Here is a 17,682-nt window from a genome sequence, read left to right on the forward strand (position 1 = left end):
GCTCAACAGATAAATCAATTCTAAACGAAACGGGGGACGAACAGGAGGATTTTTTGAGGATAGCAAAAAAAGGGTTGCAAAGCAATAAATACGCGTGGTATATTCTAACTGTAAAAATAATCTAAACGTTTAACAATGTGATTGAAAGAGTTCCATAATAAGATAGGAGAAGGTGTAATGAGGAAAACCAGCATTAAAGACATAGCCGCAAAGGCTAATGTTTCGATTGCTACAGTCTCCTATGTGCTTAATGGTACCCGCAATGTACGTTCTGATACAAGGGAACGAGTTGTTGCCGCCATTGAGGAGTTGAATTATAAGCCGAATGCTATTGCGAAGAGTCTCAAACTCAACCGTACGAATACAATAGGTGTTATTGCAGAAGATGTGACGGTATTTAACACCCCCGATATTATCGATGGAATTAATGATTTTGGAGATCGAAACGATTTGCATATTTTACTGGTGAATCTTCGTTTAGACAAGCGTATCGGCCGTAACTTCTCGAATACGGAAGACTACCGAAAGTATGCCGCTAATGCGGTTGCCGAACTGCTCAGCAATCAAGTGGATGGGATTATTTATATCGGTGTTCATCCCCGTGATTTAACGGGTCTAATCGATACGGAGGGTAAGCCGATTGTGTATACCTACTCTTACACACAGGACGATATCTCTATCCAGTATAATGATGAGCAAGCTGCTTACCAAGCCATGTCCTACTTGGTTAACCAAGGACATAGCAGAATTGCTGTAATCAGTGGTTTGATGGATTCTATCCCTTCCAGATTAAGACTGAACGGTTATTACAAGGCAGTTACTGAATATCAATTACCGTTCGATCCACTGTTAATTAAGATGGGAGACTGGGAGAGGGAATCAGGGTATCGCCTTACCTCCGAGTTGCTCGCTTTGCCGGAGCCCCCAACCGCGATTCTTTCCATGAATGATGTAATGGTTGTAGGTATTTTGCAGGCGGCAGAGGAAAAAGGGGTTAAAATACCGGATGATCTGTCGGTTGTCGGTTTTGATAATCGTGAATTCAGTGATTACTTACGCCCGCGTATAACAACAATGGGACTTCCGCTACATGAGATGGGCTATCAAGCTATTGAGGTTTTGTTCAATTTAATCAAGGGGACGAAGATGGATTCACTGACCATGCCGGAGTGCCGGTTGATCGAACGTGATTCCGTGGCTACGTTAAAAAATGCTGTGAAACAAAAATAAGTTTCACAGCTCCTTTTTCCTCATAAATCTAAACGTTTAACTTAAAATATCGAAGAGGTGCTAGGCAATGACGATTCTAGGCAATGAAAACTTCACGATGGAGCTAAGCGACCGCGGAGCACTTCAGTCTCTGATATTACAGGGCGACCCTAGTGAAATGAATTGGGTAGTTGATCCGTCTTATTTGAAAGAGGCAGGTTATGCGGATACAGATAAGCTATTCGGAGAATGGACAATAGAGCTGGACGGGAATATCATAAAAAGCACTGATCTGTTGCCCAAAATTACGCCAGAAGGAAAACACCGTGTAATTGTGGATTTTGAAGGCGCACCGATTGCAATCAGACTTACATATTCTCTGGAAGATGAGCGACTAAGATGGACTATTGAAGCTACAAACCGCTCACCACAATCTGTAAGAATTAATGGACTTCATGTGTGGCTTTCGCTCGCGTATATCATGTACAGAGATGAAAATGTGCAGCGCAATATGAGCCAGTCCTGTGCAGTGTTCCCCCATCTTGGTGGGGATTTCGCTAAAATCGCTGCTATTCGACGGAGCAACAAAGCACCACATCTGGGTGTTTATGGGGTTCAGGGCAGAACAGTAAGCGTAGGTACTTATTGTAGTTATAAGAATCGTTTTCTTGAGCAGGTCTCCCCTTCTTTGGATGGTCTGCTGTATCATCGGCTATCGTTGGTGGAGGACGGATCATCTATGACCGAATCTGCAGCTGCCGACTGGATATATGGTGGCGCTTACAGTCCGCTGGATCTTGGCGCTGGGGAGACCTACAGCTGGGAATACATATTCCATCCCTGTCAGAATCGAGATGATTTCTATAGGCAGGGCATGGCCTATGGACATCCGCGCTGGAGCTATACGCCTGTATTAACCCGAGGAGGAAGGTTCGAAGCTGTTGTTGATCTGCCGCAGGGCCAGGTTCTACGTGAGCTGCGTTTGTATAGCACTTTACCGGGGACGGAGCTGATCCGCCAGGAGAATATTACGAACGAAGCTGTACGGTTGGAATCAGGCAGTAGCTATGCTATATCTTTACAGCGTTTGGAGCCGGGAGAACATAAGCTGGAGCTGGTGCTAGAAGATGGACGGAGCGATATCCTGGTCTGGAATGTACTGGAGTCGATTGACCGGATTCTGGAAAAGAGAGCCGAGTGGTTGGTAAATAATAACTTTGGAGGGACAGGGGAGGTCGAAAGGCCATATGCCTTCCGTCCGCTATCGAATCAGGGAGAATCGCTGGGTAAGGTTGCTTTTCTACTGATGAAGAATAGCATGGCCAAGGCTGTCCCAGAACAAGTAGCTAAGGCCGAGATTGCAGCAGTATTGGATGTGAAGGAGCATTGGTTTGAAGGCGGGGATTTTAATCATCCGCGTCCCTTGTACGGAGAATTCTACCGCATTTATGATCTGGATTATATTGGGCATGTCTTTTATCTATTGTCACGAATGGATGGTTCATTACTTAAAATTCATTCTCCTAGAGAATATCTACAATGGGCTGCCGAAATCATGTGTCTTCGCCTAGACCCTGATCGGCACAGTGGCCAGCGTGAGAAGGATGAGAGCCGTCTAAATGGGATATTTGTGCTCTATATTCTTGATTTATTAGAAGCACTGAAGCAGTGCGGTCTTTCAGAAGAGTATAAACGTCTACTTACCTTATGGGAGCGCTTTGGTAGAAATCTGGAGACAGGGATACAGCAGTATGAGGGAGCTATAACGGAGCATTTTTACGATAATGCAGGATTTGGCCCTACCTGTGAAACGTTGTGTCACCTTGGAAATAAAGAGGAGGCCCAGCGTTATGGACAACTAATTCTGGCAAATATCGGATTCAGCAATGATTACAGAGTGCAGAATCCGGATCGCTGGTGGGAAGCTTTGTCTTATATGATTCATTCCCTTTGGGGTGGATTGGTAGCAGGAGCATCCCGGGTTGCCTATGAATTCCTTGGAGACCCTGAATATTTGGAAGCCGCTTACCGTTCTACGATGGCAGTATTCAATTGTTACGATTGGAATGTACGCTCTACTCCACGCCGTTTGTTGCCTGGAGAGGCAGCTTCTACATATAGTGTGGCAGCTCCTAACCTGAATATGCCAGAATTGTCGCGAAACCGTTTTGGGCAATCCGTATTTGTGGGGGCAAGTGATTCCTTGTTTGCTTCGCTGTTCTCGGGTGTGACAGGAGATGATTGGGATATGGGGGAGGAGCTAGTGGCCTATCTAATGGGCTTCGGGACAACCACATATTTGTACAGGGATCCACGCGGAAAGATGCGCTGTATTAACGGTTATATTGAAGAAGACTCGGAGGGCTGGATCGTAACAAGTTACGCTGCATATCCGTCAAGATATGTGCTGCTTGAGGACAAGCTCGAATATCGCACAACTGAGGGGATGCTAGAGCCTCACGTAAGACTGGCAGGCGGAATGTTCAGCCCTTGTCTGTAATCGCTAAGAATGACAAACCATGATGATTTTAGGCTAAAGCTTTAAATGCTTGGCTTGAAATAAATAGATATGAAAAAAGGGAGGCAACAAACATGAAGTTTGGAAAACGTACTCTAGTTCTATCTTTAGCATCAATGATGGTTTTTTCCGCACTGGCAGGTTGTTCGGGCAATTCCAACAATGCGGCTCCAAAGGCATCTGAAGGGTCTGGAGCAGCCAACAAAGAAACTACGCCTGATAAAGATGTAACCTTGGAATTATTGTATTGGGGTGATGATGTACAGAAAAAGCTGGTAGAAGCGGCAGCAGAAAAATATACAGCCGACACCGGAGTAAAAATCAATGCACAAGTGCTTCCAGCGGATGGCTCCTTTGATACATTTATTCAGACCCGGCTCGAATCCGGCGAACTTCCAGATATCAGTTATATGGGCGAAGGCGATATCCAAAAGTACAATGAAATGGGAATTATCGAAGATATCAGCGATTTATTAGCGGACGGAAGTATTCCTGAAAAACTATCAGCGATAACAATCCATTCACCTGAGCAAAAAGTGATCGGAGTCGGTCTATCCAACCAGCTGGAGCTGCTTTACTATAGCAAGTCCAAATTTGATGCAGCAGGTCTTGAATATCCACCCTCCAAAGTTGAAAATGCGTGGGATTGGGATACATTCGTAACAAACGCGAAAAAGTTAACGACAGATACTAAAGGAAAAACAGCGGCAGATGAAGGCTTTGATGCTGCTCTGACCGAGAACTACGGGCTTGGTATGACAGCGGGACGGGAGTTCCACCATTTCTGGGCAGCTTATGCCAACGGTGGCGGGATTGTTTCCCCGGATGGAAAGGAGTTTCAATGGGATTCTCCCAAAACGGTTGATGCCATCCAGAAGCTAGCTGATCTCGTTAACAAAGATAAGGTTGCATCCGCTTTCAATTACACTTGGAATTCCGGAATTGGTTCTGCGGTAGACGCTTTGAGTGGTGGTTATGCCATGGCGATCAGCGGCTCTTGGGATCTAGCTAATATCAAAGGAAATGAAGATATCGGCGTTGGGGTTCTGCCTAAGATGGAAAAGGCAGTAACGGTGAACTGTGGTGCTCCGCTTGTTGTGTACAATACATCGAAGCACATTGAGGAAGCCAAGAAATTCTATGCCTACATGGTCAACCCTGAGAACAGTCTGGAGCTGCTGAAGAGTGGTGCGTGGTTGCCAAACCAGGCAGATTGGTATACCGATCCTACCTTGGTTGAAAAGTGGACCTCCGATCTTCCTGAAAGCGCAAAAGAAACTATCCTTAGTTATTCGACAACGAAAGATTCTATCGCACAATGGCCTGCATATTACGTTCCTGCCTACCTCAAGATGAATACTGAATATGAGAAATCTATTGATCAGGCATTGGCAGGTAAGAAAAGTGTTAAAGAAGTCTATGACGCGATCATGCCAGCGATCAAGCAGTTGTTCGAGAGCGGCAAGGTTTCCTAATTAGAGCTTATATTTGAAAAGAGGGCTATTGCTTATGAACCCAGAGAGCAAAACCGAAACGGCTGCGGTCTATGTTAAAAAGCATGCCAAAGGTGTCACCAAAGAGGCGGTGGCTGGATATATGTTTGCAGCACCGGCCATTATTGGATTTTTGGTATTGACGCTTTATCCGATGCTGGCCAGTTTGTTTTACAGCTTTCATAAAATAACGATTATGAGCGGAAGCCAAGTTATGGAATGGATTGGGCTGGATAATTTCCGGTACATATTCACCAATACCAGCTCCGAATTCAAGAAATCCATAACGGTGACCTTGATTTATGCCTTCATTAACGTGGCGCTTGTAATCACCTTTTGTCTGATTGTTGCACTCTTATTGAACCGTAAATTTATCGGCAGAAACTTGATGCGGGCTATATTCTTTCTGCCGTCTGTAGTTCCGATGCTGGCGACAACGATTGTGTGGCAGATGCTTCTACAGAACCAAGCCAAGGGTGGACTGCTTAACTGGATTTTATTGCAGATAGGAATAGCCCCTGTTGATTTCCTGACTGATCCCATCCGTATTTTTGAGACATTGTTTATCATGAGCTTGTGGACCTGTGGTGGGACGATTGTTGTGTTCATCGCTACGCTGCAGGATGTTCCGGGAGAATTGCTGGAAGCCATCGAGATGGACGGGGGAAATGCTTGGCACAAGTTCCTCAAAGTAACCTATCCGACGATCAAGCCTGTCCTCTTTTTCCAATTGATTATGTGCATGATGACCTCTATCCAGATTTATACGCAAAGTGTGGTGTTGTCCAGAAATGGTGCACCCGATCGGATGACTTATTTTATCAACGTTATGATCTATGACCATTCATTTGTTCAGGTAGGGATGCGCGGTTTGGCGTCTGCTGAGGCATGGGTCGTCTTCCTAATCACTATGGCCATTACTGGTGTGCTGTTCTACTTCCAGGGCGCATTTAAAAGGGACGATTCGATGGGCAAAAGAAAGAAGGTGAGATAATGGCGGCAACCGCAATTATGAATTATACAAGTATCCAGAAAAAAAAGAAAAGAGCTAAAGCCATCAATACCGGGCTGATTCTGTTCTCCTGTCTGCTCGCAGTGGTGTTTGCTTTTCCGCTCTATTGGCTGCTGCGAGGTGCCTTCGTGAGCCACACAGAAATACTGGCGCGGCCGCCTGTGTTTTTCCCCGAGTCACTAAATGTCGATAATTTTCGGCTTGGATTGGAACGTATTCAGTTCCTGCGGCAGCTCTGGAATTCAGTTTCGATTGTAGTTCCTTATGTGATTGGGACGGTGCTGACGACAAGCTTTGCCGGGTATGCCTTTGCTAAGCTGAACTTTCCGCTGCGCGGGATGTGGTTCGTGCTGGTCATCAGTACGATGATGCTGCCTAGTGCCGTAACCCTGCTGCCACAATATTCCCTGTACACTTCGCTGGGACTAGCTGGCAAACCTGCTCTTATTATTCCGGCCTTTTTCTGTGCAGGCGGCAACGCGTATTTTGTCTTTTTGCTCCGGCAATTTTTTATGACGATTCCGCTAGAACTCAGTGAAGCTGCCAAGATTGACGGCGCGGGTTACTTCCGTATCTACTCCCGCATCATGCTGCCGCTTATACGTCCCGCAATGATTGTTGTGGCGTTGTTCAGCTTTATTAACTGTTGGAATGAATTTTTCTATACCATGATTTATTTGAAGACTGAAGCAGATTATACGCTGCCTATGGGCTTGTATATTGTGAACGGGATGCGCATTCCGAACTATGAACAGGTCATGGCACTGGCGCTCGTCGTTACAGCTCCTTGTCTAGTATTTTTCTTGATCGGCAACAAATATTTTGTTGAGGGCATTACATTAACGGGAATCAAGGGATAAAAAGGAGGAATTCATCCAAATGACAAGTCATAAATGGCCCAGAAGAGCTTCTGTGGCGGCATTATGTGCGGCTGTTGTATTAAATGCAGGGATTGTTCCCGTATCGGCTAACTACACGACTGATTTCTATCATGAAGGCGTAGGCACCGATTACGGGCAGGCGAAGTGGAAGGATAATTCTATTGTTAAGGAAGGCGTTAATTTCAGCGATGTCACCGTCGGAGAAATGATGCAGGCGATTGAAGCTTTTGATTTTGAGGCTTTTGCAAAAGATAATTCCGATTTGCCTTGGCTTGATGCCTTGCTTGTTAACGAAGGTGTCATTCCGGATGATGTCAACGATGAAGTTAGCGCCAATACTCTGTTCAGCCGGGGAAGCGCTTTGTACATGAAGACTCAGGATAATACCAAGCTGGGTTTTGTGGGAACGGTGCATTACGCGGATACTTTGAACAAGGACACGATGTATAACATCACCCTTTCTACAGGAGACTTGGCGGAACAGAAAAATGTGCGGAAGAACTACCCGAGTCATGAGAATCAGACCTACACAAGCGGAGGCCTGGAGATTAACCAGCGGAAATTTATTTCCAGCTATAACAGTGCTGTAACGCTGCTTCAATTGAAGAATCCTACGGCCAGTGATATAACGTTGACGATGAAGGTTAAATCACCTTTCGTCTCAGCGGCTGAGGGTGATGAGCTGGTGGGTTACAGAGTGGCTGCTCCGCTAATGATAGGCAAAGCCGGGCAAAAGGTAGTTGAAGCGATGTCCTACGTGGATGTTCATCTGAGCGGAAACGGCATGAGTCCTTCCGGAAATGAACTGGTTAGAGAGATTACAGTGCCCGCCGGTGGCTCCGTTGACCAAAAGGTAGTCATGGGTTGGCTCGCGGATGAAATACCGGGCTCAAAGCTGCATTATGAGAGCTTTAAGGCTGCTGACAGCAATGACACGGCCTTCTCTGCACAGGTGCGGGAGTACAACGAGTGGTGGGCAGAGAACATTCCATATATCGATGTTCCCGATGAGAATGTGAAGAAGGTACTTTATTATCGTTGGTGGTGTAACCGCTTTAATTTGCTGGATGCCAACATTCCGGGCAATGACTGGCAGTTCCCAATGAACATGGAGGGCGTTCTCGGCTACAACAACGGGATTACGGTCAGTGTACCTTGGGCGATGCAGGATCTGAAATGGCTGCGTGATCCTTCCTACTTGTATGGAACCTGGCTGGCTCAAGGGGAATATTCCGAGAATAAGAATTATAAAAATAATCCCGGACGTCCTAACATCTGGACCTGGGATATGATGCAGAACACGTCGCAAGTAGGCTGGGACGCTTACAAGATTTACGGTGGTGGTCAGGAAATATTGAAGAAGTTCGCTGATTTTTCTGCGACTGATGTTACCGGCACACTTGAACATTTTAAAGGCACTAATCCAAATCTTGTTTATTATAACCATGGTCCGATTACAGGTAATGACGGAGATACCGTATCCATGCACTGGAATGGCAGTGGTAACTATGCCCGCCTGGATGGTTCTTCTACTACCTACGCCAATGCAGTGGCAACAGCGAAGATGTACGAGCAGCTTGGAGATACTGCGGGTGCAGCTAAAATGAACACTGTTGCGCAGAATATTAAGAATTCAATTCTGAATGAGATGTGGTACGACAAGGCTGACTTTGATGGTGACGGTGTGGCAGATACGAATGGTACAGGCAGCTTTTTGCATAAAAAAGTTGTGGGCGGTACCGATGTATTCAACCCTTGGCGGGATAATAACATGTTTGTCTTTAACTTTGGTGTAGTACCAACTGAAGGTGAAGAAGGATATGAGGCGAAATATTTATCTCAGTTGTCTGATTACGCAGATCCGAATTATTATCCGATCTTTCCTTTCTTTACAGCGGATCAGAACAGCATTATGAAGCGGGTAGAAGATTTCAAGAATGGCAAGACGGATGCCTTCGGTACAGACCAGTTCGCATGGTGTAACTTCGGCAACTATATTAATACCGTTCGTGCCTCTCTGCGCTATTATCCTATAGATAATATCAACAGTGACGTTTACAAAACACTGTTTGATTGGGGCGCTTGGTTGCATACAGTGGAACCGGGCAATACGGACCACCTGGACTCTAATGAATTTTTCTGGCTGGAGGATTACTTCTTCGGCACACCATGGACAAAAGACAATCCTCCTAACCCTAGTGGAGATATGGTACGGGCATGGATTCACCACGATACGCTTGGCATGATGAATTACACTGTGGTTGAAGATATGGCGGGTATTCAGCCACGGACAGATGACAAAATCGAGCTATGGCCGATTAATGTCGATTATGACTATTTTGCTGTAGATAACGTGCGTTACCATGATGCTAACTTATCTATCGTATGGCAGGATCCTGCTAAGTATAGTGACAATCCTCATTATCAAGGTATTCCAGCAGGTTATTCGCTCTTCATTAATGATGAACTCGTAATGACAACTAACGAAATGTCCCATCTGATTTATGATACAGCTACTGGCAAGGTGGAAAAACCTTCAGGGGATGTAACTGGGGCCGTTGGCGACAACTCGAAGACACAGGTGTTATATGAAAAAGGCAGTGCTACGACGCTTGCTGCGGCAGATCAAACATCCTTAGCCAGCAATGAGAAGACTGTCGACATGTTTAATAAAGCAGGCGTTGATATTGTTAATAACGGTACGAATCTGGCTGTTGCTTCAGGCACTACTGTTGAATCGACTTATATCAAGAGCGGTTCGAATATCCGCAACCTGGCGGACAATTCGACAATCGCATCAATTAATCATACGTCAAACACAGCTTTATTCGGCGGTTCGCCGAATTCTGTCGATACGGTTACGTTCAAATTTGATGGAGTCCAGGCTGTGGACAATGTAAAAGTCTATTTCTATAATGACCGGCTTCTGAACGGTTATGGTACACCACAGACATTTGGTGTCGAATATCAGGATGCTGATGGAAGCTGGAAACCAGTGGAGGGACAATTCCGCTATCCGGAATATATTGCTTCCAACTATAACAATGTGGAGTTCCAAAAGGTTAATACTGCAGCGATTCGCATTCATGTGACGCATCCGCTGGAACTTGCGACCGCCATCAAGGAGATTCAGATCTACAATAATAATCTGGAGGTTAAGGCGGCTGCCAATCAAGCACCAAAGGTTTATCTAGAAACACCATTGAAGGTTGAGCAAAATGTTCCTCTGACGATTATGCCGCAGATCGTTGATGATGGGTTGCCAAGTGGCAAGCTGACTTATACCTGGGAGAAGATTTCAGGTGAAGGAGAAGTAGAGGAGACAGGGCTTGATAAAGCCATGCTGCAAGCTACCTTTAAGACGACTGGTGAATACGAATACCGCCTGACTGTCAGCGATGGAGAACTGGAAACTGTCGTGAAGGTTCCAGTCACCGTATTTGTAGCTACTGCGGAACTGACAGAGATGATCGCGAAGTTTGCGGATCGGGATTCCGGCAGACTTGTCCGGAACAAGGATGATTTTACTGCGGCAACATGGCAAGAGCTGCAAGCTGCGCTGACTGCTGCCAAGGCATTGCTGGCTCAGGGAGAATATACGCTGGAAGAGATCAAGGTGGCAACGGATCAAATGCGGATGGCGGTGGATAACCTTAGATACAGAAATGCTGCCCTTTTGGCTGCCCCTAGTGCCTCATACACTTCGGCATGGGAGTCTGTGTATGGCATTAATGATGGTTATATCCCTTATACTTCAGCAAGTATTTACAATAGCGAAGCAGAAACTCAGTATGGGAACTGGGGCGGTCCCGGTGAAAGCCACTGGTTGCAACTGACCTGGAAAGAGCCCGTGACTTTGTCAGGCAGCTCCGTGTACTTCTATGATGATGAAGGCGGTGTGCAGGTACCGGGAGATTACAACTTCGAATATTGGGATAAGGATGCTGGAAAATATGTACCGGTAACGGGCTTGAGCGAGAAAGGCAAAGCAAGAAATGCATTTAACGAGGTAACCTTTGACGAGGTGAAGACGGATAAACTCCGTTTGATTCTTAATAAGCAGTCCACCAGTATTTGGACAGGCGTTAAGGAATGGCGGGCTATTTCGTCTAAGCCAGAAGGAGAAGTTCCTGCTCCCGGCGACCATGGTGCGATTGTGAGCATTGAACAGATTGCGGTGAGTACGACAGTTAACGTCGTGCCTACGCTTCCAGCTAAGGTTACAGTAACTTACGCCGATAAAACGACAGGCTTGGCAAGTGTGGTATGGGAGGAAATTCCCCTTAACAAACTCACCATTGCTACAGACTTCACTATATTTGGTAAAGTGGCGGGCACCGATATTGCTGCCAGCTGCCGCATCAGTGTGAGGTACGATAAATCTAAACTTAAAGCAGCCATTGATACAGCGGAAGATCCTTCGGTAAATGAAGAGAATTATACCGGAACGCTTGAGCAATGGGAGGCACTACGCATTGCACTAGAGGCTGCTAAAGCCACTTATGCAAATGACGGTGCTACCGATGGTGATATTAATGTGGCATATTCCAATTTGAAAAATGCCTTTGAAGCCTTACAGCCTGTCGAAGCTCATGATGCAACGATCAGCGGAATCACAATTCCGGGCGGATCTATTGATCAGGTAGCCAAAGAAATTATTTTACCGGATACGACTACGCTTGATGAGCTGAAGGAAGGACTTACTGTTCCGGTAGGGGTTACCTTCGCTGTGTACGAACCCGATAGCATTACTATTGCGGGAGAAATCCAAACGGGTTACAAGGTCATTGTGACGGCACTGGATAAAACAACGACCAGAACGTATACCTTAACATTAGTTTCTGTAAATCCACCTCTCATAACGGCACCCTTGGAGGAGAAGCTTAGAGCAATAGAGACTCTGGATAAGAGCCTTTATGTAGAGGAGAGCTGGAATACTCTTGAGAAAGAGGTAGCACGTGCAGTGATGTTGCTGGAGAGTGGAACTGCCACTCAGGCAGACATTGATGAGGCATTAAGTCAGCTTAATGCGGCGGTTGCGGGCCTGAAGTTGCTTTCAGAAGTTACGCCAACACCTACGCCAACATCAACACCTGTACCGACAGCGACACCAACGCCAACGTCAACACCAAAACCAACAGAGGCACCGGGTACTTATGTGCCGGTAGCTACGGCCAAACCGTCTCCTAGCGCGTCTGCGACAGCCCCTGCTGTAAGCAGTGGTAAAATCGTGGTCCAGACGGTCATCGGAGCAGATGGAAAAGCATTGGCTGAACTCACTGCCGCAGATGTTGAAAAGGCAGCTAAAGATGCAAAGGATGGTATTCTGTCCATTGTCGTGAATCCTGCCGGAAACGCGAAACAAATTGTAATTGAGCTGCCACTGCAGTCACTGGCAGCAGCGGGAAATGTTAAATCCCTCAAGATTGATACAGGAACAGCAAGCATAATGCTGCCGGAAAGTTTCTTGAAGACTTACACAGATGCTAAGAACGGCAAACTTAAGCTTATTGTGGGCACTGGAGATGTATCCGGATTGCCACTGTCGGTAAGCAGTCAGTTGAATGCTGGTACAATTAAAGACATCAGTCTTAGCGTAGACGGTGTGGTTATTCCGAGTGATGTTCTGAAGACAACGGGGATCAAGCTGGCACTTCCTTATACGCTGAAGTCTGGTGAGAAAGCTCATAAAGTAGTGGTTTATTACTTGAACAGTAATCAGCAACTAGAGATCGTTAAGAACGGAAGATTTAATACAGGAACACAGATGCTTGAGTTAACTTTGCCGCAGCTTGGCAGTTATGTAGTGGGTCACTCGAATGTTTCATTCAAAGATATCGCTACAGCTAATTGGGCGGTAAACAGCATTGAAGCACTCGCAGCACGAGGTGCAATCGAAGGGATGGATGCTGAACACTTTAATCCAAGTGGAAATGTGACCCGTGCAGAATTCATCAAAATATTGATGAACGCTTTTGATTTACTAGATGAGACGGCTGTAAGCACATTTACAGACGTTAAGGATGGGGCATGGTATGCCAGTCCGATTGCGAGCGCTCAAAAGCTCGGCATTGTTAAAGGCAAAGCGGATGACAACTTTGGTGCAAGCGAGGAGATTACTCGTCAGGAAATGGCAGTCATGATTTATCGTTTGGCTCAGACGATTAATATCCCATTGACTGCCGGAACAAAGGCTTCTGGTGAAGCATTCTCTGATGTGAATCAGTTGTCTGCGGATGCAGCCAAAGCTGTAGAAGCGATGCGTATTAGTGGAATTATTAACGGTATGACATCCAACCAATTTGGGCCAAACGGTAAGGCTACAAGAGCGCAAGCAGCGACAGTGATCTTCCGCCTGTTTGAGCAGCTTCAATAATCGTGCAGCAATACAAGATATAAAAAACACAGGTGTCCTAGTCATGCCATTGACTGGTGGGGTACCTGTGTTTTTTTGCTGCTGACCGTATGTCCCGAACGCCAGCTTTATTAGTTCAAAGCTGCTAGCTCAAAGGTGCCAGCCCCAAACGCCTAACTCAAAGTTGCTGGCTCAGAGATGCCAGTGCCAAACGCATAGAACAAGCTGGCAACCCCTAAGGCCTAACTCAAAGTTGCTAGCATAGAGATGCCAGCCTCAAACGTCTAGATCGAAGTTGCTATCTCAGAGCTGACAACTCAAAAACACCTAATCACATGCTCGTATCCCCCATGCTCTTAAAACAAACTTTGCTTCATGGTATGTCATTTGCACGCAAGAGATCGCTAACGGACCCAGTAGCCGCTAAACACAGCATTTATCGACTTTTGGCTTGCTATCGGACTCCATAGTCACTATTGGCATGAAAAACGCCCAATATGAGCCTCTTTTGATAAAATAGCTGCACTGGAGTCCGAAAATGTGCCAAAAAGGAGATAAATGAGCAAATAACGCCTCCTGAGTCCGTAAGTGCCTGAGGATGCAAGTGGTGTTATCGCGGCTAAGTCCGTAAGTGTCTGAGGATGTGTTCGGTGTTATTGTGCTAGGTCCGTAAGCTCCCCGGGAAGAGGGTGTTTTGGCGCTAACGGACCCAGTAGCCCCTAAACGTAGCATTTATCGACTTTTGGCGTACTATCGGACCCCATAGTCACTATTGGCATGAAAAACGCCCGGTTTGAGCCACTTTTGATGAGATAGCTGCACTGGAGTCCGAAACTGTTCGCAAAAGGCAATAATTGAGCAAATAACGCCTCCTGAGTCCGTAAGTGCCTGAGGATGCAAGTGGTGTTATCGCGGCTAAGTCCGTAAGCGCCTGATGATGTGTTGGGTGTTATTGTGCGAGGTCCGTAAACCCCAAGGGATGAGTGTGATTCGGCGGTAACGGACCCAGTAGCCCCTAAACGTTGCATTTATGGACTTTTGGCGTGCTATCGGACCCCATAGTCACTATTGGCATGAAAAACGCCCAATATGAGACTCTTTTGATGAAATAGCTGCACTGGAGTCCGAAAATGTGCCAAAAAGGCGATAAATGAGCAAATAACGCCTCCTGAGTCCGTAAGCGCCTTAGGATGTACTTGGTGTTATCTTCCCTAGGTTCATAAGCATTTGAGGATGTACTCGGTGTTGCGTGCCTGAGCCGAAAGCGTCTGAGGATATATGCGGTGTTATCGTGCCTGAGTCCATAAGCGTCTGAGGATGTTATGCGGTGAGTCACTATTGGCATGACCCCAAGGGCTGATTGGGTTACTTACCTGCCGAACCCGGCGTATGGAGTAGTCTCGTTTCTTTCTTGTTGATCCCTTTTCAGTATAATTTTGGCGGATAGGATTTGGAGAGACGGGGGATAATTTCTAGGAAACCTAATTCTGACAGGAGTGACTACTGTGGAGGAACGGCCAGCAGGTGGAAACAGCAATACGTCTCAAAAAAACACAAAATCTGAGCAGACTCTGAGTACGTCACTGGATGAAATGATGACTTTGTTTCGAAACATATTCAAGGACGATGAAACGCTTAGAATCAGAGTGTTTAGCAACATGTTTACTGATAGTCTTCGCTTTGGGTTAGTCTATGTTGACGGAATGGTTGACAAGCATTTGATCCAGGAAGGGATTATTAAGCCTGTTATGGCTTTTGATTTTACCAAAAAGAATTGTGACAATAAAGCCGAGCTGATGGAGAACATCCGGACGCAGGTCATTAGCATTAGTGATGTGGTCGCCTCTGAAGATTTTGATGAAATGATTTATTCGATTATAGCTGGCAAGACCTTACTGCTGATAGACGGCTTTGCGGGTGTTCTGAACATTGGTGCGCAGGGTTGGGAGACGAAAGCTCTTGCGGAACCGGTGACCGAAAAAAGTGTCAAAGGTCCAAGGGAAGGATTTACGGAATCACTGTTAGTGAATCTCACCCTTATTCGTCGCAGGGTGCAAGACTCCGAGTTAAAGTTTGTTTTCAGTTCACTGGGAACACGTTCCAAAACACCGATATGTATCTGTTATATGGAGAGCTTGGCATCACCGGCTATTCTCAAAGAATTACAGAATCGAATTGAACAGATTGACATAGATCTTATTCTGGACACGGCATCTCTGGCGGAATTAATTAGAGACGAACCCTATTCGCCCTTTGAGATGACAGGAAGTACAGAGCGCCCGGATGCCGTAGTCAGTAACATGATGGAGGGCAGAGTTGCCGTGCTTATAGAAGGCAGCCCGTTTGCAATGACCGTTCCCTATCTATTTGTAGAGAATTTTCAAGCCAGCTCGGATTATTACATTAACTTTTATTTTGGTTCGTTCAATCGCATGTTAAGAGTTTTTGGAGCTTTTTTGTCGATCAGTATTCCTGCTCTTTATGTAGCTTTAGTTACCTATAGCCAGGAAATGATCCCCACCATGTTGTTGCTCAGTATTTCTACAGCAAGAGTAGCAGTCCCTTTTCCTACAATAGTAGAGGCGCTATTCATGTTAACTATTTTTGAAATATTAAGAGAGGCGGGCGAGCGGATACCTACCTATATAGGGCAGGCTATCAGTATCGTAGGCGCTCTCGTGTTAGGACAAGCGGCAGTGGAGGCCAGAATAGTGAGTGCTCCAATGATTATTGTAGTCGGTTTAACAGGGATCATGACGCTACTTAATCCTAGGTTGACCGGTCCTTTAATTATCGTAAGAACATTGCTGCTGGGTGCGAGTTTTTTCCTGGGGATATACGGATATTTTCTTGGAATGCTTGGTTTAGTAGTACATTTGATGAGTTTGCGCAGCTTTGGGGTTCCATACATGCTTGAAGTAGGCTCTATCCGTCCTCAGGACATTAAAGATACAGCGATCAGGGCGCCGTGGTGGCATATGTATCTGCGTCCGGCGTTGATTGGGGCACGAAATATGAGGAGAAAAGGTTCCAATAAAGTAAGGAGAAGACCATGAGCAAGCTGAAAAGGATACTTCTGATTGTTATATCCATGATGCTTCTGATCTGCAATACAGGCTGCTGGAACTACTTTGAAATTGACGATATGTCGATTGTTGCTGGGGTCGCAATTGATAAGGGGAAAAAAGACGGTCAGTTATTGGTAACGACAGAAATTGTAGATACGAAGGAAGGGTTGAAATCAAGTCAGGCTGGTTTCAAAATGATTACGCTCGCGGGCGAGACCATGTTTGATATTGTGCGGGGGATGATCTCGATTACTGGAAAAAAGTTATTTTGGAGCCATTCTAAGGCGATTATCCTCAGTGAGGAGATTGCAAGGGAGGGAGTCACCAAAGTAATTGATTGGTACAACAGGGATACGGAAACCCGATCAGATGTGTATATCTTTGTCGCTAAAGACAAACCGGCTCAAGAAATCATAAGCCTAAGTAGTTCAACTGAGAGTATTATGTCTTACGCACTTGCACAGCAGATGAGAACTGAGAAGAATGTCAGCACAGCGCCTGTTGTGGAAATCTGGGACTTCATTGACAAGCTTGAGGCTTCTGGAGAATATGCTATCGCTCCGTTAATTTATGTCCATGAACAAAATAAGATGAAGAATGCACGAGTTAGCGGAACAGCTATATTCAAAATGGATAAAATGATCGGTATGATCAGTGGCGAAGAAACGAAATACATGCTGTTTGCCAACAATCAAATCCAGGGAGGTGTGTTAATCGTAAAGGATGAAAGTGGAGAGCCTAACTTTTCGCTCGAGATTTTATCCAATCGCACAAAAATAAAACCTGTATGGGTAAATGGTAAGCTCCAAATAAAACTTAATACACTGACACATGCCGGATTGGACGAGGTCAAATCTTCGGGCGAATTCAATAGTCTGGACAGCAAGAAGACGATAGAAAGGTGGGCTGAAAAAGAACTAGAAGAGCAGATTTTCTCAGTTATTCATAAGGTTCAGAAGGATTACCATGCAGATATTTTTGGGTTTGGAGAGCTCCTTCATGAGAAAATGCCGCGGACCTGGGAGAAAATCGAGAAAAACTGGGTGAAAGAATTTTCCAACGTAGAAGTAGTAGTGAATTCCAAGGTGATTATTGAGAACAGTGCACAAACGACAAGGTCTATCAAGATTCATCAAAAATAGGTGA

Annotated in this window: 8 protein-coding genes; all 8 read left to right on the forward strand. The window is 45.6% G+C overall.

The annotated features are described in order from the left end of the window. The first annotated feature begins 177 nt into the window (after window positions 1–177). On the forward strand, window positions 178–1,230 hold the full coding sequence (locus MKZ16_RS02795) for a LacI family DNA-binding transcriptional regulator (protein WP_036676749.1): 1,053 nt from the start codon (window positions 178–180) through the stop codon (window positions 1,228–1,230). 67 nt (window positions 1,231–1,297) lie between these two features. Next, window positions 1,298–3,709 carry a hypothetical protein gene (locus MKZ16_RS02800; protein WP_076103909.1) on the forward strand — a complete coding sequence of 804 codons (2,412 nt, stop codon included), beginning with the start codon at window positions 1,298–1,300 and terminating at the stop codon, window positions 3,707–3,709. A 92-nt stretch (window positions 3,710–3,801) separates the two neighbouring features. Then, a complete protein-coding gene (locus MKZ16_RS02805) occupies window positions 3,802–5,202 on the forward strand; it encodes an extracellular solute-binding protein (RefSeq protein WP_076103911.1) in 1,401 nt (466 codons plus the stop codon). 34 nt (window positions 5,203–5,236) lie between these two features. Next, entirely contained in the window at window positions 5,237–6,214 is a 978-nt protein-coding gene (locus MKZ16_RS02810; RefSeq protein ID WP_081384022.1) for a sugar ABC transporter permease, read from the forward strand. Then, window positions 6,214–7,092: a carbohydrate ABC transporter permease gene (locus MKZ16_RS02815; RefSeq protein WP_081382617.1), complete on the forward strand. Its 879-nt coding sequence runs from the start codon at window positions 6,214–6,216 to the stop codon at window positions 7,090–7,092. Before MKZ16_RS02810 ends, MKZ16_RS02815 begins: the two co-directional genes overlap by 1 nt. 19 nt (window positions 7,093–7,111) lie before the next feature. Next, the gene (locus tag MKZ16_RS02820) at window positions 7,112–13,489 is read left to right on the forward strand and encodes an S-layer homology domain-containing protein (protein ID WP_076103913.1); all 6,378 of its coding nucleotides are present in this window, start codon (window positions 7,112–7,114) and stop codon (window positions 13,487–13,489) included. Between the two features lie 1,484 nt (window positions 13,490–14,973). Then, window positions 14,974–16,524, forward strand: a complete 1,551-nt coding sequence (locus tag MKZ16_RS02825) for a spore germination protein (protein ID WP_218641692.1) — start codon at window positions 14,974–14,976, stop codon at window positions 16,522–16,524. Then, complete coding sequence (locus MKZ16_RS02830) at window positions 16,521–17,678, forward strand: Ger(x)C family spore germination protein (RefSeq protein WP_036676759.1); 1,158 nt, start codon at window positions 16,521–16,523, stop codon at window positions 17,676–17,678. The genes MKZ16_RS02825 and MKZ16_RS02830 overlap by 4 nt, the downstream gene beginning before the upstream one ends. Window positions 17,679–17,682 lie beyond the last annotated feature (4 nt).

The sequence above is a fragment of the Paenibacillus sp. FSL R5-0928 genome, from assembly GCF_037970385.1.
Classification (GTDB): domain Bacteria; phylum Bacillota; class Bacilli; order Paenibacillales; family Paenibacillaceae; genus Paenibacillus_AQ; species Paenibacillus_AQ odorifer.

Coding starts and splice junctions, on each gene's coding strand:
- MKZ16_RS02795 (WP_036676749.1), top strand. CDS start 178: ATGAGGAAAACCAGCATTAAAGACATAGCCGCAAAGGCTAATGTTTCG.
- MKZ16_RS02800 (WP_076103909.1), top strand. CDS start 1,298: ATGACGATTCTAGGCAATGAAAACTTCACGATGGAGCTAAGCGACCGC.
- MKZ16_RS02805 (WP_076103911.1), top strand. CDS start 3,802: ATGAAGTTTGGAAAACGTACTCTAGTTCTATCTTTAGCATCAATGATG.
- MKZ16_RS02810 (WP_081384022.1), top strand. CDS start 5,237: ATGAACCCAGAGAGCAAAACCGAAACGGCTGCGGTCTATGTTAAAAAG.
- MKZ16_RS02815 (WP_081382617.1), top strand. CDS start 6,214: ATGGCGGCAACCGCAATTATGAATTATACAAGTATCCAGAAAAAAAAG.
- MKZ16_RS02820 (WP_076103913.1), top strand. CDS start 7,112: ATGACAAGTCATAAATGGCCCAGAAGAGCTTCTGTGGCGGCATTATGT.
- MKZ16_RS02830 (WP_036676759.1), top strand. CDS start 16,521: ATGAGCAAGCTGAAAAGGATACTTCTGATTGTTATATCCATGATGCTT.